The organism is Pseudomonas sp. G(2018) (assembly GCF_005502415.1).
Taxonomy (GTDB): domain Bacteria; phylum Pseudomonadota; class Gammaproteobacteria; order Pseudomonadales; family Pseudomonadaceae; genus Aquipseudomonas.
Genome location: NZ_SCOO01000012.1, coordinates 82913 through 100720, shown reverse-complemented (window position 1 = coordinate 100720; position 17808 = coordinate 82913). Strand labels below are relative to the sequence as shown.

At 59.2% G+C, this 17808-nt stretch carries 15 protein-coding genes; 11 read left to right on the top strand and 4 right to left on the bottom strand.

Annotated features, from left to right (window positions below):
• Window positions 1–3: 3 nt before the first annotated feature.
• Entirely contained in the window at window positions 4–993 is a 990-nt protein-coding gene (locus FFS64_RS14570) for a sulfate/molybdate ABC transporter ATP-binding protein (protein ID WP_137805953.1), read from the top strand.
• Window positions 994–1092: 99 nt separating this feature from the next.
• On the opposite strand, the gene FFS64_RS14565 is transcribed toward FFS64_RS14570, so the two are convergent.
• On the bottom strand, window positions 1093–1614 hold the full coding sequence (locus FFS64_RS14565; RefSeq protein ID WP_137805952.1) for a DUF962 domain-containing protein: 522 nt from the start codon (window positions 1612–1614) through the stop codon (window positions 1093–1095).
• An 84-nt stretch (window positions 1615–1698) separates the two neighbouring features.
• Here FFS64_RS14565 and FFS64_RS14560 point away from each other — a divergent pair, with 84 nt between their 5' ends.
• A complete protein-coding gene (locus FFS64_RS14560) occupies window positions 1699–2385 on the top strand; it encodes a Crp/Fnr family transcriptional regulator (protein WP_137805951.1) in 687 nt (228 codons plus the stop codon).
• Between the two features lie 62 nt (window positions 2386–2447).
• On the opposite strand, the gene FFS64_RS14555 is transcribed toward FFS64_RS14560, so the two are convergent.
• Complete coding sequence (locus tag FFS64_RS14555; RefSeq protein ID WP_137805950.1) at window positions 2448–3452, bottom strand: AraC family transcriptional regulator; 1005 nt, start codon at window positions 3450–3452, stop codon at window positions 2448–2450.
• A 100-nt stretch (window positions 3453–3552) separates the two neighbouring features.
• Between FFS64_RS14555 and FFS64_RS14550 the strand changes: the two genes are divergently transcribed.
• The 4 genes from FFS64_RS14550 (at window position 3553) to FFS64_RS14535 (ending at window position 7652) form a co-directional block, all read left to right on the top strand.
• Window positions 3553–4626 (top strand): fatty acid desaturase, encoded by a 1074-nt coding sequence (locus FFS64_RS14550; protein WP_137805949.1) that lies wholly within the window; start codon window positions 3553–3555, stop codon window positions 4624–4626.
• A 409-nt stretch (window positions 4627–5035) separates the two neighbouring features.
• Window positions 5036–5617, top strand: a complete 582-nt coding sequence (locus FFS64_RS14545; protein ID WP_137805948.1) for an alpha/beta hydrolase — start codon at window positions 5036–5038, stop codon at window positions 5615–5617.
• Between the two features lie 56 nt (window positions 5618–5673).
• Window positions 5674–6597: a sigma 54-interacting transcriptional regulator gene (locus FFS64_RS14540; protein ID WP_137805947.1), complete on the top strand. Its 924-nt coding sequence runs from the start codon at window positions 5674–5676 to the stop codon at window positions 6595–6597.
• Window positions 6598–6869: 272 nt separating this feature from the next.
• Window positions 6870–7652, top strand: a complete 783-nt coding sequence (locus FFS64_RS14535) for a MetQ/NlpA family ABC transporter substrate-binding protein (RefSeq protein ID WP_095192416.1) — start codon at window positions 6870–6872, stop codon at window positions 7650–7652.
• A 374-nt stretch (window positions 7653–8026) separates the two neighbouring features.
• Here the strand turns inward: FFS64_RS14535 and FFS64_RS14530 are convergent, their stop codons facing one another.
• Window positions 8027–9187 carry an AAA family ATPase gene (locus FFS64_RS14530; protein WP_137805946.1) on the bottom strand — a complete coding sequence of 387 codons (1161 nt, stop codon included), beginning with the start codon at window positions 9185–9187 and terminating at the stop codon, window positions 8027–8029.
• Window positions 9188–9362: 175 nt separating this feature from the next.
• Between FFS64_RS14530 and FFS64_RS14525 the strand changes: the two genes are divergently transcribed.
• The 5 genes from FFS64_RS14525 to FFS64_RS14505 all read left to right on the top strand — a co-directional run bounded on the left by FFS64_RS14525 (window position 9363) and on the right by FFS64_RS14505 (window position 17093).
• Window positions 9363–10382 (top strand): RHS repeat-associated core domain-containing protein, encoded by a 1020-nt coding sequence (locus FFS64_RS14525; protein ID WP_137805945.1) that lies wholly within the window; start codon window positions 9363–9365, stop codon window positions 10380–10382.
• Between the two features lie 149 nt (window positions 10383–10531).
• Window positions 10532–11635, top strand: a complete 1104-nt coding sequence (locus FFS64_RS14520) for an efflux RND transporter periplasmic adaptor subunit (protein ID WP_137805944.1) — start codon at window positions 10532–10534, stop codon at window positions 11633–11635.
• Window positions 11632–12699 carry an efflux RND transporter periplasmic adaptor subunit gene (locus FFS64_RS14515; protein WP_137805943.1) on the top strand — a complete coding sequence of 356 codons (1068 nt, stop codon included), beginning with the start codon at window positions 11632–11634 and terminating at the stop codon, window positions 12697–12699. The genes FFS64_RS14520 and FFS64_RS14515 overlap by 4 nt, the downstream gene beginning before the upstream one ends.
• Window positions 12696–15737, top strand: coding sequence for an efflux RND transporter permease subunit (locus FFS64_RS14510; RefSeq protein WP_137805942.1), 3042 nt, complete (start codon window positions 12696–12698; stop codon window positions 15735–15737). Before FFS64_RS14515 ends, FFS64_RS14510 begins: the two co-directional genes overlap by 4 nt.
• A gap of 177 nt (window positions 15738–15914) precedes the next feature.
• Window positions 15915–17093 carry an integrase core domain-containing protein gene (locus FFS64_RS14505; protein ID WP_137805941.1) on the top strand — a complete coding sequence of 393 codons (1179 nt, stop codon included), beginning with the start codon at window positions 15915–15917 and terminating at the stop codon, window positions 17091–17093.
• Window positions 17094–17152: 59 nt separating this feature from the next.
• Here the strand turns inward: FFS64_RS14505 and FFS64_RS14500 are convergent, their stop codons facing one another.
• Window positions 17153–17779 carry a bifunctional 2-polyprenyl-6-hydroxyphenol methylase/3-demethylubiquinol 3-O-methyltransferase UbiG gene (locus FFS64_RS14500; RefSeq protein ID WP_137805940.1) on the bottom strand — a complete coding sequence of 209 codons (627 nt, stop codon included), beginning with the start codon at window positions 17777–17779 and terminating at the stop codon, window positions 17153–17155.
• Between the last annotated feature and the right edge of the window lie 29 nt (window positions 17780–17808).

The following is a 17808-nucleotide window of genomic DNA, read 5'->3' as shown; positions in this document are numbered from 1 at the left end:
TTCATGTCGATAGAAGTGCGTAATGTCAGCAAGAATTTTCATGCGTTCAAGGCGCTGGACAACATCAGCCTGGACATCCAGAGCGGCGAGCTGGTAGCGCTGCTCGGCCCGTCCGGTTGCGGCAAGACCACGCTGCTGCGAATCATTGCCGGCCTGGAAACCCCGGATCAGGGCAATATCGTGTTCCACGGCGAAGACGTGTCCGGCCACGATGTGCGTGATCGCAACGTCGGTTTCGTATTCCAGCACTACGCCTTGTTCCGCCACATGACGGTGTTCGACAACGTTGCGTTCGGCCTGCGGATGAAGCCGAAGAACCAGCGCCCGAGCGAAAGCCAGATCGCGACCAAGGTCCACGAACTGCTGAACATGGTGCAACTGGACTGGCTGTCGGATCGCTATCCGGAACAACTCTCCGGCGGCCAGCGCCAGCGTATCGCCCTGGCCCGCGCCCTGGCGGTGGAGCCGAAAGTGTTGTTGCTCGACGAACCTTTCGGCGCCCTCGACGCCAAGGTCCGCAAGGAACTGCGCCGCTGGCTGGCGCGGCTGCACGAAGACATCAACCTGACCTCGGTGTTCGTGACCCACGACCAGGAAGAAGCGATGGAAGTGGCCGACCGCATCGTCGTGATGAACAAGGGCGTGATCGAGCAGATCGGCTCACCGGGCGACGTCTATGAAAACCCGGCCAGCGATTTCGTTTATCACTTCCTCGGTGACTCGAACCGTTTGCATCTGGGCGAAGACAAACACGTGTTGTTCCGTCCGCACGAAGTGTCGCTGTCACGGCATGAACTGGAAGATCACCATGCGGCCGAAGTGCGGGATATCCGGCCGTTGGGCGCGACGACCCGGGTGACGCTGAAAGTCGAAGGGCAGAGCGATTTGATCGAAGCCGAAGTGGTGAAGGATCACGACAGCCTGATCGGTTTGGCCAAAGGTGAGACGCTGTTCTTCAAGCCGAAGGTCTGGCAGAAAGTCGCCAACCTTTAAAAGCATCGCGGGCAAGCCCGCTCCCACAGGATCGAGGCCGGACACAATTTCTGTGACCAACCAAAAGCCTGTGGGAGCGGGCTTGCCCGCGATTGCATTCTAAACAGCAGCCCGATTCGGATTGACCCGCACACCCCCAACCCGTGCCTCGATCTGCTCTTTCAATTCATGCCGCAACCCCAGCATGAACGCCAACTCAGCGACCACAAACAACGGCCCGACAATCAGCCCCGTCACATCATCGACAAACGCCGGCTTGCGCCCTTCGTAGTGATGCCCGACAAACTGGATCGCCCAGCCCACCACAAACATCCCGACACCGCTCGCCAGCCAGACCAGCGTGCTTTGCTGCGCCAGTACATGACCCGCCCAAACGCACAGCCCCAACAACACTGTCATCAGAACACCGAGGCGCAGCTCCAGACGCAGGTAGAACCACGCCGAAGCCAGCGACACCAGCACCGCTGGAGAAAACCAGCCCCCGGCCCATTGTGGACGGGATAGCAACACAGCCACCGCCACGACAATCAGCGGAATGCCGACAAAGTGAGTGGCGATGTTGCGCGGGTCACGGTGGTAGGCGGCGTATTGACTGAGATGGTCAACGAGGCTTTTTTTCATTGTTATTCCTCCTGTAGGGTGACTGATCTTGCCTCGGGGCCGTTTTTTGCTCTGTCAGCCAGGCGACAATCTCTAGGAGTTTTCATGGATATGCAGGTCTGGCGCCCGCGCCTGATGCGTGGTCAATGGTTCAGCCATTTGCCTGTTTCCTTACAGGATAGTCTGCTGACTGCCGCGCGGGTGCGGCATTTGGCGGCGGGTCAGCGCTTGTTCCAGCGCGGTGATCCACCTTGTGGCCTGTACGCGGTGCTTGAAGGCGCGGTGCGTATCGGCGCCGTGAACGAACAGGGTAAAGAAGCATTGCTGAGCCTGGTGGAGCCGCCGCATTGGTTCGGTGAAATCTGCCTGTTCGATGGTCAGCCACGTACCCATGATGCGTTTGGCGTAGGTCAGTGCATGCTGTTGCACATCCCGCAAACCGCATTGCTCGCCTTGCTGGACGAGCAACCGGCGCACTGGCGTCAATTGGCGTTGCTGATGAGCCAGAAACTGCGCCTGACCTTTATCAATCTCGAACAGCTGAGCCTGATGCCGGCCCAGGCACGGCTGGCGCACCGCTTGCTGATGATCGCTGAAGGATACGGCCAGATCGACGAACCACGCCGCGTCCTGCAATTGCCGCAGGAGCAGCTTGCTTCAATGTTGTCGCTGTCGCGCCAGACCACCAATCAAATCCTCAAGGATTTGCAGGGGCAGGGGATTTTGAATCTGGGGTATGGCGAGATCGAGATTCTCGATGCAGGGCGGTTGCGGGCGTTGGCGACACTCTGACTGGGCCTCTTCGCGAGCCTGCTCGCGAAGAGGCCGACCCAGACAACCCACTTTTCAGTCAATCACCTTAATCCATCCCGGAACTGTCCCGGCGTCATCCCCGTCCAGCGTTTGAAAGCGCGGCTGAAACTGCTGGTATCGGCAAACCCCAACAGATAACTGATCTCGCTCAACGACACCTGTGGATCGCGCAGGTGCAACAGCGCCAGGTTTTCGCGGCTTTCGTTGAGCAGCGTATCGAACCGACAACCCTCGTCAGCCAAGTGCCGTTGCAAGCTGCGCAGGCTCAGATGCAAGGCCTTGGCGATGTGTTCGGCGCTGGGTTCACCTTCCGGCAATTGCTCTTCGATGGCATCGCGTACCTTGCGCTCCCAGGTCAACGGCTTGAGCTGCGCCAGGGTACGCTTGAGTACGGTTTCGTTGTGTTCGGCCAGTTCCGGGTTGGCGTCGTCCAGATGACTGTCGAAATCAGCCAGCGCGAACTCCAACCGGTCTTCATCGGTGGAAAAATAAACCGGTGAGCGGAACACCTTGTGCCATTGGTGCGCGTCCGCCGGTTCCGGGCGACGCAGGTACACCGCCAGCGGGGCATAGTCGCGGCCCAGGCGATTGCGGCAAGTGCGCACATAAATCGCAGTGAAGGCATCGATGGCTTCGTAGGCCGGGGCGGGATTGCCCGGCGGGATTTTCAGGCGGAAGTGGTAGCGGTCTTCAGCGCGGGTCAGTTCCAGCTCCAGCGCATCGCTGACCACCTGGTGATAACGCACGATGCGCTCGAACACCTCGCGCAAACTGCCGCTGGCCACTAGCGCATAACCAAGGGCGTGAAACGTGGTGGGGCTGACGAAGCGTGAGACGCGCAAGCCAATCGCCGGGTCGCCGCTGACCTGCACTGCGAGTTCCCACAGGCGTGTTGTGCCGGACAACGGGTAGCGCGCGTTCGGGTCGTCCATCAGTTGTGGGTCGAGCCCGGCTTGCTGGCACAACGCCGTGCTGTCGAGGCCCAGGGCGTCGAGCTGCTTGCGCAATGCGCGGGTCCAGCTGGCGAGGGAGGTCGGTTCAGTCATGCTGATTGGCGCTTCCGGTCAACAGGTTGGCGTTCACGGCTACCACTACGAGAGGATGCAGCGGGCAGGATGCGAACATCAATAACCAGAGGATGGAAGCATGCACGGTACTTCTGCAAGTCCCCAGCGACTGAATGTTGCTCAACGCTCGGCGCATATTCGTGAAGTGGTGCTGGCCAAGGGAGCCCAATTGCGCAAGCACTACCCGATTCTCAAGCACCAGGATGCCCTGGGCGCAGGCATTCTGGCCTTCGCGCTGGCCGGGATGATCGGTTCGGCGGCGCTCTACATGACGGGGCATTTGGCGTGGTGGGCGTGCCTGTTGCTCAACGGTTTTTTTGCTTCGCTGACCCACGAACTGGAACACGACCTGATTCACAGCATGTACTTTCGCAAACAGCGGGTGCCGCACAACCTGATGATGGGCCTGGTCTGGCTGGCGCGCCCGAGCACTATCAACCCGTGGATTCGCCGTCATCTGCACCTCAACCATCACAAGGTCTCCGGCACGGAAACCGATATGGAAGAGCGGGCAATCACCAATGGCGAACCCTGGGGCATTGCCCGGCTGCTGATGGTCGGCGACAACGTGATGTCGGCGTTCATCCGCATGCTGCGGGCGAAAACCCGGGCGCATAAACTCAGCATCATTAAGCGCACGCTGACGGTCTACGCGCCGTTGGCGCTGATGCATTGGGGCGCGTGGTACGTGTTCCTCGGTTTCCACGCGGCCAATGGCATCGCCCATTTGCTGGGGGCGCCGATTGAATGGTCGGCGAACACGTTGTCGGTGATGCAGGTCATTGATATTGCGGTGGTGGTGATCATCGGCCCGAACGTATTACGCACCTTTTGCCTACATTTCATCAGCTCGAACATGCACTACTACGGCGACGTGGAACCGGGCAACGTGATGCAACAGACACAGGTGTTGAATCCTTGGTGGCTGTGGCCGTTGCAGGCGTTCTGCTTCAACTTCGGCAGCACCCACGGGATTCATCACTTCGTGGTGAAGGAACCGTTCTACATCCGCCAGATGACGGCTTCGGTGGCGCACAAGGTGATGCGCGAGATGGGTGTGCGTTTCAATGATTTCGGCACGTTCGGGCGGGCGAACCGGTTTGTGCGCGAGGAATCGACAGAGCCGCAGCAGGTGCGTGCCGCTCAGGTTTGATCATTGTTCCCGGAAACTCAAATGTGTAGACGTCGTCATCAATTTGACCCAAAGGGACGCTACGGTGTGACGCAAGCAACGATGATTGGCGGTTGCCGTGGGGGGTGAATTGTCTTATGCAATTAAGGTCTATTAAAGTAATTAAATATTCCTTTCTTGGATAACACATTTCGCCAATCATCTGCGCCAGGATTGTTGATCAGCGCTGACAGAATTTGAGTTTTCCGGGGCCGTCTCCTTGGCAGGGTGCGGTCCCTTTTTTATTCCATCTGAAAAACCACTCCGCTCCCACAATGGTCATGTTATATATTCTATATAGGTCTTAATAAATAGCTTCTTATTCCTTAACGAATATAACTCTCCTCCCTATACTCGACCGGGAACAGACACGCAGCAGGAGAGCTTCCCCATGCGCAACGAATCAATTCGCTACCTGATTGTGCCGGGCTGGCAAGGATCGCCGGAAGATCATTGGCAAAGCCATTGGCAGAACAGTCTGCCGAACAGCGCACGGGTGGAGCAGGCCGACTGGCTGACACCGCGACGTGAAGACTGGGTCGCGGCGCTTGCCGAGGCGATCGCTGCCGACAGTACACCGGTGATCCTGATTGCCCACAGTCTGGGCTGCATCACCGTCGCCCATTGGGCAGCGACGGCGCCGTTGCCGTACTTGCGTCAGGTTCGCGGCGCCTTGCTGGTCGCGCCTGCAGACGTCGAGCGCCCGAGCTGCGCGCCGGCGCTGCGCAACTTTGCGCCGATTCCTACCGACCTGTTGCCGTTTCCGAGCCAGGTCGTCAGTTCTGACAACGACGCCGCCGTCAGTGCGCCGCGGGCGCTGGAGCTGGCGCGTAACTGGGGGGCGGAAGCGGGGATCCTGGCAGGTGCAGGGCACATCAACGTCAAGTCCGGTCACCAGCGCTGGGAGCAGGGCTTTGCATACCTCTATCGCCTGCAAAACCGCATGGAACATCACGCCCTGCGCCGCGCTTGAACCTTTCCACTTTTTAAACGCCCCCGTCTCCCGGCGGTTTGGGGCGGGAGTCTGCCATGAGTTTTGAAACCTTCGGTCAGCCGCTGCTGACCTTTCCCGACGCTGAAAAAAGTCCTCTGAGCATCCGTGCCAAAGCGCTGGTGTTCGTCGATCCACGCTCGCGGCAATTGCGCCAGGAGCTGGAACAACTGGCACCGCGTTCGATCTCGGTGCTGATCCGGGGTGAAACCGGCACCGGCAAGGAATTGCTGGCGCGGCATATCCATCGTGCCAGTGATCGCGGCGGGTTATTTGTCTCGGTCAACTGCGGCGCGATCAGCCCGACCTACGCCGACGCCGAATTGTTCGGTTATGCCGCAGGCAGCTTCAGCGGATCGGCCAGCAGCCGTGCCGGCTGGTTCGGTTCGGCCAACGGCGGCACCTTGTACCTGGACGAGATCGGCGATTTGCCGTTGCCGATTCAGATCAAATTGCTCGCCGCCCTGGAAAATCACGAAGTCACCCGTGTCGGTGCGCACCAGCCGAGCCCGGTGGATGTGCGCCTGGTTGCCGCCACCAGCATCGACCTGGCCCAGGCTGTCGCCGCCGGAAAATTTCATGAGCGGCTCTATCACTACCTCAGCGAAGGCCAGCTCGAGCTGCCGGCATTACGCGACCGGGTAGGCGATATTCTGTCGTTGGCCGAGTACTTTCTCGGCATCTACAGCCAACGTCTGGACTTGCCGGTACCGCTGATCAGCGAGGCCGCGCAACGCGTGCTGGAACGACACAGCTGGCCGGGCAATACCCGGGAGCTGGAAAACGTCATTCACTTTGCGTTGCTGGTGAGTACGGGCGATGAAATCTTGCCTGAGCATTTGAATTTGCCGGATGAAGGCCTGAAGCGGATCGAGCAGCAGCTCAAGCAGATTCTCGGCAACGCCTCCGATGCCGAGAAAGAAGCCTTGAAACAAATACTTAAGGACGTCGCCCTCCTGTAGGAGCGAGCTTGCTCGCGATGGTCGTCAACGATGACGCGGGTTTTCTGGATGCCCGTGTTGTCCCTGCGTTCATCGCGAGCAAGCTCGCTCCTACAGGGTAAGGTGCGGGCTAGAGCGGTATGAACAAAATGGAATATGAAAGTGAATAAAAGATATTGTTCGGGAATAAAAAATCCCGGTATTGTCCGCATCACGCCAGCGATAGCACTTCACTGGCACACGTATTAATAGCCGTCGCCACAAGCGACTGTGATTTTCGATAAGGACACTGCATGAAAAAGGTTCTGTTGTTCACCGCACTGGCGGCTGCCCTGACCACGGGTCTGGCCCAGGCTGGCGAGAAACTGGTGGTAGCGGCGACCCCGATTCCACACGCCGAGATTCTTGAACTGATCAAGCCAACCCTCGCCAAAGAAGGCGTGGATCTGGAAATCAAAGTGTTCACCGACTACGTTCAACCGAACGTGCAGGTCGACCAGAAGCGTCTGGACGCCAACTACTTCCAGACCCTGCCGTACCTGAAAAGCTTCAACGAAGGCAAAGGCACTCACCTGGAAACCGTGATCGGTGTTCACGTTGAACCGTTCGGTGGCTACTCGAAGAAAGTCAAAACCCTGGCCGAGCTCAAAGACGGCGCGACCATTGCCATTCCTAACGAAGGCAGCAACAGTGGCCGTGCCCTGATCCTGCTGCAGAAGGCTGGCCTGATCGAGTTGAAAGACCCGAAAAACGCCCTGGCGACCCCGAAAGACATCGCCAAGAACCCGCACAACTTCAAGTTCAAGGAGCTTGAGTCCGCCATGCTGCCGCGTGTGCTGGACCAGGTCGACCTGGACATGATCAACACCAACTACGCGCTGGAAGCAGGCCTGAACCCGGCTAAAGATGCGCTGGTGATCGAAGGCGCGGATTCGCCTTACGTGAACTTCCTGGTGGCTCGTCCAGACAACAAGGACAGCGTTGCCATCCAGAAACTGGCCAAAGCCTTGACCAGTCCGGAAGTGAAAGCATTCATCGAGAAGAAGTACAGCGGCGCGGTACTGCCGGCGTTCTGATTCGCGAGGTAAACCCCTTCAAGGTTTCCAACGCCGACGGCTACCAATAGCGTCGGCGTTTTTTATTGCCTGCAAATTTCATGTGGGAGCGATGTCTCGAAACAGGTCAGGCCACCCTGGCCTTCAACGCCCTGCGCAACGCCACCAGCCATTTGACGATGTCCTGCGAATTCATCGGTTGGGGCACTTTCACGTCTGCCATGTTCTCTTCCTTGTGATGGTTCGGCCGGGGAGTCTGGCCAAAAGCGGTCCGTCCTTGGAGGGGGAGTCTGAAATAAAGATCCGTCCTACGGCGCAAGGGAAAATAGCCGTCTTACGTCGCCTCGGCAAATGCCGAGAGACATTAGTCTTTGCGAAGCTTCTCCAGGCGCCACTTAGTCGGGCCAGTACCACGCCGGCTCATCCAGCATTCGCTGCCCAACGATCCCGGTCTGCCCGAGGTTTTTCTCCAGCACGATGCAATTGCACTCCGGGTCCTCTTGCAGCGCCGAAATCAGTCGCCGTGCATGGGACACCACCCACACCTGACACTGCTCCGACGCGCGAATGATCAAGCGTGCCAATGCGGGCAGCAGGTCCGGATGCAGGCTGGTTTCCGGTTCGTTGAGTACCATCAAAGTCGGTGGCCGGGGCGTCAACAGCGCTGCCACCAGCAGCAAGTAACGCAACGTCCCGTCCGACAACTCAGCCGCCGACAACGGCCGCAACAAGCCTTCCTGATAAAACTCGATAGCAAAGCGTCCGCCCGCCATCGGCTGGACATGCAGTCGTGCACCGGGAAACGCGTCGCTGATCGCGTTCTGCAGTGCATCGGGGTCGCCGATTTCGATGATGGTTTGCAACGCCGCCGCCAAATCCCTGCCGTCGTGGTGCAACACCGGGGTGCGGGTGCCCAGTTGCGGCTGACGCACCGGGGCATCGGCGTCGCTGCGAAAGTGATCGTAGAAACGCCAACGGCGGATGAATTCACGCATTTGCAGCACTTCCGGCGAGGCCCGCAGGCTGCCAACCTGGTCGAACAAGCTGTCGAATGTTGGCGTGTGTTGAGCCAGCACATCCCAGCTACGGCTGGCCCGGGCGCGGATCATCGGGCCGTCGCGATCCACCAGCAGGCTGGCCGGGCGGTAGAAAGGGCCGGACCAGATGCATTCCTTTTTGATTTCCGGATCCAGGGAGAACGCAGACCGGCTCGGCTCGGGCAATCCGAGGGCTATTGAATAGCTGAAATCATCGCTGGCGAACCCCAGACGCAGGCGTTTGGGGCCGTGTCGTACGGTCGACTCAATCGGCACTTCGCCATTTCGCATGCGTCGCGAGAGGGTTTCCGGACCGGCCCAAAAGGTCGAATCCAGCCCACCTTCGCGGGCCAGGGCATTGACCACACCGCCCTGAGCGGTTTCCGCCAGCAGGCGCAGCGCCCGGTAGAGATTGGATTTGCCACTGCCGTTGGGGCCGGTAATCAGGTTCAGCCGACCCAGCGGGATCACCAGTTTGTTGATGGAGCGGTAATTGGCCACCGCGAGGGTCTTGAGCATGGGCTTCCTTAGGTTTGATCTACCGCATCCAACGGTTCTTGCCGTGCAGGGAAAATAGCTGTCTTGTGCTGAAGTGGCGAGTTGGCGAGACGGTTTTTCATCCAGTACTAGCAGATCTGCTAGGTGTCTAATCCCTTTCGGCAGTGCAAGCTAAACGCATCGAGTGGAGGCCCTCATGATGCTGAAAACAGAACTGTGCCGCTATCACTATGACGCACTGGACCAACTGGCTGAGCGTGAGCCTGCAGGGCAAGTAAAGCTTCAACGATTTTACCGCCACGAACACCTGACGACCGAACTGCAAGGTCAGGCCAGTCAGAGCGTCTTCCAGCACGACCAGCATCTGCTGGCGCTGCAATTACGTCAGGGTGGTGTGCGTAACAGTCAGCTGCTCACCACCGATCAGCAGCGTTCCGTATTGCAGACTACCGAGCCGGGTGGATCGGTGCGTCAGGTTTATACAGCCTATGGTCATCGACGGGCCGAGAGTGGTCTGGGCAGTCTGCTGGGCTTCAACGGCGAGGCGGTCGATCGGGTCACCGGGCATTATTTACTGGGCAATGGGCATCGGGCGTTCAATCCGGTGCTGATGCGCTTTAATAGTCCTGACCGATTGAGTCCGTTTGGGCGAGGCGGGTGGAATGTGTATGCGTATTGTCAGGGGGATCCGGTGAATTTCACTGATCCGACGGGGCAGTTTTCCAGGCTTATCTCCAGCCTGCTCGGCGTGCTTAATGCCCGCATGGTTTTAAAACCTGCCATTCCTTACAAGCTGGCAAGGGACGCATTGCAATGGGGGGCGGCAGGGCAGTTGCCTGGTAAAGTCACGTTGGGGGCCACGGCGTCGGTAGTTGTAGGCGTCACGTTAATGGTTTCGGCCGTTTCGGGGGTTGGCGCTGCCGTTGCTGCCATTAACAAAGACACGGAGGCCGCTGCGATTTTTGGCTTTATATCGCTTGGACTGGGCGCTCTTACGCTTTCGGCGCGAGTAGGATCTTCCTGGGCTGCCCGTGATCCTAAGACCATTCCCACGCTGAAGAGTTTTGTCGAGCGTCACAAGCCTGTGGCGACTACTGGTGAGACACCGCCAGTTTCACCTTCGCACCTAAGTGACTTACCGAATTTTTCGTATCGGGCCAGTGCTCATGATCGCAACCCCGATACGAGCGCAAAAAAAATTCGGCATTCCATTTAGTTCGATGCCATCACTCTCACGCCCAATGGCTCTACTGCTAGTAAGTATGACCGCGCCTCCTGCGCTTTTTTGCCGCTGCTGCGTGCACCCCTGAAACCCTGTTCTAAGCTGACAGACGAATCGCGCCCGTAAAACGCAAAGGAGTCTGCATGGCTGGTCCCGGATTAAAAGTGGTGCTTGGCCTGAGCCTGTTGGCCTTGCTGAGTGCTTGCGACAAAGAGAAACCAGTCGAAAAGGACCGCCCACGGGTGTTCGTGCAAGAGGTGAAGCCGGCCGATTACGCCGCCAGCGTCACCTTGACCGGCGATGTTCAGGCACGGGTGCAGACTGAATTGTCGTTCCGTGTTGGCGGCAAGATCATCCAGCGCACGGTCGATGTTGGAGACCGAATTGCCGCCAAACAGGTACTCGCCCGGCTTGATCCCAAAGACCTGCAAACCAGTGTCGATTCAGCCCAGGCCCAGGTCGTCGCCGAGCAAGCCAAGGTCAAACAGAACGCCGCGTCATTCGTGCGTCAGCAAAAACTCCTGCCCAAGGGCTACACCAGCCAAAGCGAATATGACTCGGCACAAGCGGCGTTGCGCAGCAGCCAGAGTTCGCTGGCGGCGGCCCAGGCGCAGTTGGCCAATGCCCGCGAACAACTGAGCTACACCGCGTTGATATCCGATGCGCCGGGTGTGATCACGGCGCGTCAGGCCGAGGTCGGCCAGGTGGTACAGGCTACGGTGCCGATCTTCAGCCTGGCCCAGGACGGTGAGCGCGACGCGGTGTTCAACGTCTACGAATCGCTGCTGATCGAACCGCCGACAGACAGATCGGTGGTGGTCAGCCTGCTCGATAACCCGGCGATCAAAACCACTGGCACCGTGCGCGAAATCACCCCGGCAGTCTCCGAGCAGACGGGTACGGTGCAGGTCAAGGTCACCCTCGACAGCCTGCCGCAAGGCATGCAACTGGGCTCGGTGGTGAGCGCTACCGGCACCACCCGTGGCAAAGCCGCGGTTGAATTGCCATGGTCGGCGCTGACCAAAAAAGTCAACGAACCGGCGGTGTGGCTGGTGGACGCGGAGGGCAAGGCGCAATTGCACCCGGTCACCGTCGGCCGCTACCTGACCGGTAAAGTCATCATCAGCGCCGGTCTGAATGGTGGCGAAAAAGTCGTCATCGCCGGCGGCCAGTTGCTGCACCCCGGTGTGACGGTGAAAGTCGTCGAAAACACCTACAAGGACCTGGCCACGGAGGCTAAGCCATGAAGCCTCTATTGTGGGTGTTGGCCTGCGTGATGCTGGTGGCCTGCTCGAAAGAAGAATCACCACCGGAGCCCGTGCGCCCGGTGCTGTCGATCAAGGTGCAGGCACTGGGTGAAGAAACCCTCGGGCGTTTTGCCGGCAACATCCAGGCTCGTTACGAAAGCAATGTCGGCTTCCGGGTGCCCGGACGCATTGCCAGTCGCAGCGTCGACGTCGGCGCCGAAGTCGAGAAAGGCGCCTTGCTCGCCTCGCTCGATCCCACCGACCAGCAGAACCAGTTGCGGTCGGCCGAAGGTGATCTGGCGAGCATCCAGGCGCAATTCATCAACGCCCAGGCCACCGCGCGGCGGCAGCAGGATCTGTTTGATCGTGGCGTGGGCTCGCAGGCACAACTCGACTCCGCGCAGACCGATCTGAAAACCACCCAGGCGTCGCTTGATCAGGCCCGGGCTGCGGTCAATCAGGCCAAGGATCAGCTCAACTACGTTGAATTACGTGCCGACCACAAGGCGGTGGTCACCGCGTGGAATGCCGAGGCCGGGCAGGTCGTCACCGCTGGCCAGCAGGTCGTGACCCTGGCACAACCGGACATCAAGGAAGCGGTGATCGATCTGCCGGACACCTTGATCGACCAATTGCCCAAGGATGTGGTGTTTCAGGTCGCCTCGCAGTTGAACCCGGAAATCAGCACCACGGCCATCGTGCGGGAAATCGAGCCCCAGGCCGAAAGCACGACCCGCACCCGGCGCGCGCGTCTGACCCTGGCCGATACACCGCCTGCGTTTCGTCTGGGTACGGCGATCAGCGTGACCTTGAGTTCTACGGTCAAACCCCGAATCGAACTGCCTGTGAGCGTATTGCAGGAGGTCGAAGGTAAAACCCGGATCTGGGTCGTCGATCCGCAGACGCAAACCGTGTCCCCCCGGGATGTCAGCCTCATCAGTCGCACCGACGGCAGCGTCGTGCTGGCCGGCGGTGTGAAGAACGGCGAGCGTGTCGTCACGGCCGGTGTGAATAGCCTCAAACCGGGGCAAAAAGTGAAAGTCGATGAGGACAGCCCACAATGAAAGGGAGTTTCAACTTATCCGAATGGGCGCTCAAGCATCAGTCGTTCGTCTGGTACCTGATGTTCGTCGGCCTGCTGATGGGCGTGTTCTCGTACATGAACCTGGGCCGCGAGGAAGATCCTTCGTTCACCATCAAAACCATGGTGATCCAGAGCCGCTGGCCCGGTGCGACCCAGGAAGAAACCCTCAAGCAGATCACCGACCGTATCGAGAAAAAACTCGAAGAACTCGACTCCCTCGACTACGTGAAAAGCTACACCCGCCCCGGCGAATCCACGGTCTACGTGAACCTGCGCGACACCACCAAGGCCAAGGACATTCCGGAAATCTGGTACCAGGTGCGCAAGAAAATCGGCGACATCAAGGGCCAGTTTCCCCAGGGCATTCAGGGACCGTCGTTCAACGACGAGTTCGGTGACGTGTTCGGTTCTGTCTACGCCTTCACGGCCGACGGTTTGTCGATGCGCCAGTTGCGTGACTACGTCGAGCAGGCCCGCGCCGAGATCCGTGACGTACCGGGGCTGGGTAAGATCGAGATGGTCGGTCAGCAGGACGAAGTCCTTTACCTGAATTTCTCCACGCGCAAACTGGCGGCGCTGGGCATTGATGAACGCCAGGTATTGCAGAGCCTGCAAGCCCAGAACGCCGTGACCCCGGCCGGGGTGATCGAGGCGGGACCCGAGCGGATTTCCGTGCGCACGTCCGGGCAGTTCGCGTCCGAAAAAGACCTGGCCAACGTCAACCTGCGGCTCAATGACCGGTTCTATCGACTGGCCGACGTCGCTGACATTCGCCGTGGCTACGTCGATCCGATGAGTCCGGAGTTTCGCTATAACGGGCAGCAGGCTATTGGTCTGGCCATCGCCATGCAGAAAGGCGGCAACATCCAAGTCTTCGGCAAGGCGCTGCACCAGCGCATGATTGACCTGACCGCCGACTTGCCCGTGGGCGTCGGAGTGCACACCGTTTCCGACCAGGCCCAAGTGGTGGAAGAGGCCGTCGGCGGCTTCACCAGCGCGTTGTTCGAAGCCGTGGTGATTGTGCTGGTCGTCAGTTTCGTCAGCCTCGGTGTACGCGCCGGGTTGGTGGTGGCGTGTTCGATCCCGCTGGTGCTGGCGATGGTGTTCGTGTTCATGGAATACAGCGGCATCACCATGCAGCGGATTTCCCTCGGGGCGTTGATCATTGCCCTGGGCCTGCTGGTGGACGATGCGATGATCACCGTCGAGATGATGGTCTCGCGCCTGGAGCTGGGCGATACCAAGGAACAGGCGGCGACGTTCGCCTACACCTCGACCGCTTTCCCGATGCTCACCGGGACCCTGGTGACGGTCACCGGTTTCGTTCCGATCGGTCTCAATGCCAGCTCGGCCGGCGAGTACACCTTCACTTTGTTCGCGGTGATCGCCGTGGCGATGCTCGTCTCATGGATTGTCGCGGTGCTGTTCGCCCCGGTAATCGGCGTGCACATCCTCAGCACTAAGGTGAAACCCCATTCGGCGGAGCCGGGGCGCATCGGGCGAGCGTTCAATGGGGGCTTGCTGTGGAGCATGCGCAATCGCTGGTGGGCCATCGGCATCACGGTGCTGCTGTTCCTGCTGTCGGTGGTGGGCATGCGTTTTGTGCAGAACCAATTCTTCCCGTCCTCGGATCGCCCGGAAATCCTGCTGGACCTGAACCTGCCGCAAAACGCCTCCATCGAGGAAACCCGCAAAGCGGTGGACAAGCTCGAAGCCACGCTCAAGGGCGACCCGGACATCGTGCGCTGGAGCACCTACATCGGTCAGGGCGCGATCCGTTTCTACCTGCCCCTCGACCAGCAATTGCAAAACCCGTACTACGCGCAACTGGTGATCGTCAGCAAGAGTTTCGAGGCGCGCAAAGTACTCAGCGATCGTCTGCGCGAGCGCCTGCGCAAGGATTTCGTCGGTATCGGCAGCTACGTGCAGGCGCTGGAAATGGGCCCGCCGGTAGGGCGACCGATTCAGTATCGGGTCAGCGGCAAGGACATTGATCAGGTACGCAAACACGCCATCGACCTGGCCAGCGAACTGGACAAGAGCCCACACATCGGCGAGATCATTTTTGACTGGAACGAGCCGGGCAAGGTCTTGCGCATCGATATCGCCCAGGACAAGGCGCGCCAGCTCGGCTTGTCGTCCGAGGATGTGGCGAACCTGATGAACAGCATCGTCAGTGGTTCGACGGTGACCCAGGTCGACGATGATATTTACCTGATCAACGTGGTCGGCCGTGCGGTGGACGCCGAACGGGGCTCGCCGGAAACCTTGCAAAACCTGCAAATCGTCACGCCGGGCGGCACCTCGATTCCGCTGCTGGCATTCGCCACCGTGCGTTACGAATTGGAGCAGCCGCTGGTGTGGCGCCGTGACCGCAAACCGACGATTACCATCAAGGCCACGCTGCTCGGCGACATTCAACCCACGGACCTGGTGACGGTGCTCAAACCGGACATCGACAAATTCGCCGCGAGTTTGCCGGTGGGCTACAAGGTCGCCACCGGCGGTACGGTGGAGGAAAGCAGCAAGGCCCAGGGGCCGATTGCCAAGGTCGTGCCGTTGATGCTGTTTTTGATGGCAACCTTCCTGATGATTCAATTGCACAGCGTGCAGAAGCTGTTCCTGGTGGCCAGCGTGGCGCCACTGGGCTTGATCGGCGTGGTGCTGGCGCTGGTGCCGAGCGGAACGCCAATGGGCTTCGTGGCGATTCTGGGGATCCTGGCGCTGATCGGCATCATCATCCGCAACTCGGTGATCCTGGTGACCCAGATCGATGCGTTCGTCAGCGAAGGGTATACGCAGTGGGATGCGGTGGTGGAGGCAACGGAACACCGCCGTCGACCGATTCTGCTGACTGCAGCGGCGGCGAGCCTGGGCATGATCCCGATTGCTCGGGAAGTGTTCTGGGGGCCGATGGCCTACGCGATGATCGGCGGGATCATCATCGCCACGCTGCTGACGCTGCTGTTTCTGCCGGCGCTGTATGTGGCCTGGTACAAGATCCGCGAACCGAAGTAAGGGCGAGCGCTGCGCGCTCATCGCTGGCAAGCCAGCTCCCACAGTGACCGAGTTGTTCAGACTAACTCAGTACCCTGTGGGAGCGGGCTTGCCCGGGTAGAAACCGGGGACATCCTTTACGTTTTAAACCGGAGACATCGTTTACAGGTATGAAATACGGTCAGGAGGTGCCTGACCATGCCCTGGAATCGAGAGTCCCCAATGGATCAACGAATCAAACTCATAGGTGACTGGCTGCAAGGCAGTTACTCCAAAAGCGAGCTGGCCCGTCACTACGGGCTTAGCCGACCCACTTTGGACAAATGGCTTGGACGCTACGAGGCACAGGGCATTGAAGGGTTAAAAGAACTGTCACGGCGTCCGCATACGAGCCCCTTCAAAATCAGCGACGAGGTTCTTGAGTTGCTGGTCGCCTACAAGCGCGAGCACCACAGCTGGGGGCCTGAGAAGCTGGTCCATAACCTTAAGATCGATCATCCAGAGTTGTCTTGGCCAACTGTCAGTACGGCAGGCGAATGGCTTAAGCGAGCAGGTCTGGTACAAAAACGTCGTTTCCTCAATCGCCCGCCAGCGGGGAAAAATCCGCTGCGCGACGCGACTGCGCCTAACCAGACGTGGGCGGCAGATTTCAAAGGTGACTTCGCGCTTCAGAACGGCCAACGTTGTTACCCCCTGACAATTACTGATCACGTGAGCCGATTTCTATTGCTGTGCAGAGCGCAAAGCAGCGTTGCCGGTGCACGCGAAGGCTTTGACTGGGCGTTTCGGGAGTACGGTTTACCTGATGTGATTCGCACAGACAACGGCTCCCCCTTCGCTTCTTCCGGTATTTCGCGGATATCCAGCCTGGCGGCTTGGTGGATACGCCTAGGGATTTACCCTGAGCGAATCCAGCCGGGGCGGCCTGACCAGAATGGCCGTCATGAGCGAATGCATCGAACGCTCAAGGCTGCATTGCTTCATGCACCTGAACGTAATCTGGTGGAGCAACAATTGGCATTCGAACAGTTTCGACAGGAGTTCAATTACGTAAGACCTCACAAGGCTTTAGAGATGAAAGTTCCTGCCGACCTCTATGAACCATCGCCACGACAGTACGACGGGCGCGTGCCTGAGGCCGATTACGCTTCGGATATGACGATCCGCAAGGTTAGACAAAATGGGTCGATGAAATGGAAAGGCAAGATGATTTTCGTCAGTGAGTCCTTGGCAGGTGAGGCGCTAGGACTCAAGGAAGTGGACGATGATGTGTGGGATATTTATCTCTGCAACTACCTTTTAGGCAGGCTGAAAAGCGGCGAGAGCCGCCTTTCAAGCCAGCAGAAACGTAAAGGATGTCCCCGGTTTCAATCGTAAAGGATGTGTTCGTTTCTACACCGCGATGAGGCCATAGCAGACACCATAAATTTCAAGGTTTACGCCTTACGCCAGACACTCGCCAACCAAGGCTGCTGCTCCCGCGGCAGCCCCGCCGGCCGGTAGTAATGCTCCAGCTCCACAAACCCCGCCTCAGTCAGCAACTGCTGCCACGCCTGCAGATCGTGATACGCCCCATACCGCGGCCCGTTCCAGCCCTCCTGATTCTCGCCACGGGGATTGGAACTGAACAACACGCCACAGGGCTTCAACGCCGCGCGCAGCTCTTTCAACACCCGAGGCAACTCCTGGCGCGGAACGTGAAACAACACGGCGTTGGCAAAGATCCCATCGAAGCGTTCGGCCGGTAGATCGAGCTTTAAAAAGTCCTGCTGCCAGACCTCGCACCCGCTGTCCTCGCGGGCCATCTGCGCGAATTTTTCCGAACCGTCGAGACCGACAGCCTTGTGGCCCATGCGGGTGAAAGTCTGCAAATCACGACCCGGCCCACAGCCGAAATCGAGAATGTCGAACGGCGCCTCGCCCTGAATATGCCGCAACAACGCATCGATGTTCTGGCTGACATCGTGATCACGCGTCCCTTCACGAAAACCCTCGGCCACCGAGTTGTAATGGGCCAGGGTGGTGGCGGTGATCTGTTGGAGGTCGGTGGGGGTCTGTTTCATGGTGGCTGCACAGGCGATTGATATCTGCC

What these genes read in the sequence shown, in the direction of transcription:
- FFS64_RS14570 (WP_137805953.1), top strand. Translation starts at nt 4, where the DNA reads ATGTCGATAGAAGTGCGTAATGTCAGCAAGAATTTTCATGCGTTCAAG.
- FFS64_RS14565 (WP_137805952.1), bottom strand. Translation starts at nt 1,614, where the DNA reads ATGAAAAAAAGCCTCGTTGACCATCTCAGTCAATACGCCGCCTACCAC.
- FFS64_RS14560 (WP_137805951.1), top strand. Translation starts at nt 1,699, where the DNA reads ATGGATATGCAGGTCTGGCGCCCGCGCCTGATGCGTGGTCAATGGTTC.
- FFS64_RS14555 (WP_137805950.1), bottom strand. Translation starts at nt 3,452, where the DNA reads ATGACTGAACCGACCTCCCTCGCCAGCTGGACCCGCGCATTGCGCAAG.
- FFS64_RS14550 (WP_137805949.1), top strand. Translation starts at nt 3,553, where the DNA reads ATGCACGGTACTTCTGCAAGTCCCCAGCGACTGAATGTTGCTCAACGC.
- FFS64_RS14545 (WP_137805948.1), top strand. Translation starts at nt 5,036, where the DNA reads ATGCGCAACGAATCAATTCGCTACCTGATTGTGCCGGGCTGGCAAGGA.
- FFS64_RS14540 (WP_137805947.1), top strand. Translation starts at nt 5,674, where the DNA reads ATGAGTTTTGAAACCTTCGGTCAGCCGCTGCTGACCTTTCCCGACGCT.
- FFS64_RS14535 (WP_095192416.1), top strand. Translation starts at nt 6,870, where the DNA reads ATGAAAAAGGTTCTGTTGTTCACCGCACTGGCGGCTGCCCTGACCACG.
- FFS64_RS14530 (WP_137805946.1), bottom strand. Translation starts at nt 9,187, where the DNA reads ATGCTCAAGACCCTCGCGGTGGCCAATTACCGCTCCATCAACAAACTG.
- FFS64_RS14525 (WP_137805945.1), top strand. Translation starts at nt 9,363, where the DNA reads ATGATGCTGAAAACAGAACTGTGCCGCTATCACTATGACGCACTGGAC.
- FFS64_RS14520 (WP_137805944.1), top strand. Translation starts at nt 10,532, where the DNA reads ATGGCTGGTCCCGGATTAAAAGTGGTGCTTGGCCTGAGCCTGTTGGCC.
- FFS64_RS14515 (WP_137805943.1), top strand. Translation starts at nt 11,632, where the DNA reads ATGAAGCCTCTATTGTGGGTGTTGGCCTGCGTGATGCTGGTGGCCTGC.
- FFS64_RS14510 (WP_137805942.1), top strand. Translation starts at nt 12,696, where the DNA reads ATGAAAGGGAGTTTCAACTTATCCGAATGGGCGCTCAAGCATCAGTCG.
- FFS64_RS14505 (WP_137805941.1), top strand. Translation starts at nt 15,915, where the DNA reads ATGCCCTGGAATCGAGAGTCCCCAATGGATCAACGAATCAAACTCATA.
- FFS64_RS14500 (WP_137805940.1), bottom strand. Translation starts at nt 17,779, where the DNA reads ATGAAACAGACCCCCACCGACCTCCAACAGATCACCGCCACCACCCTG.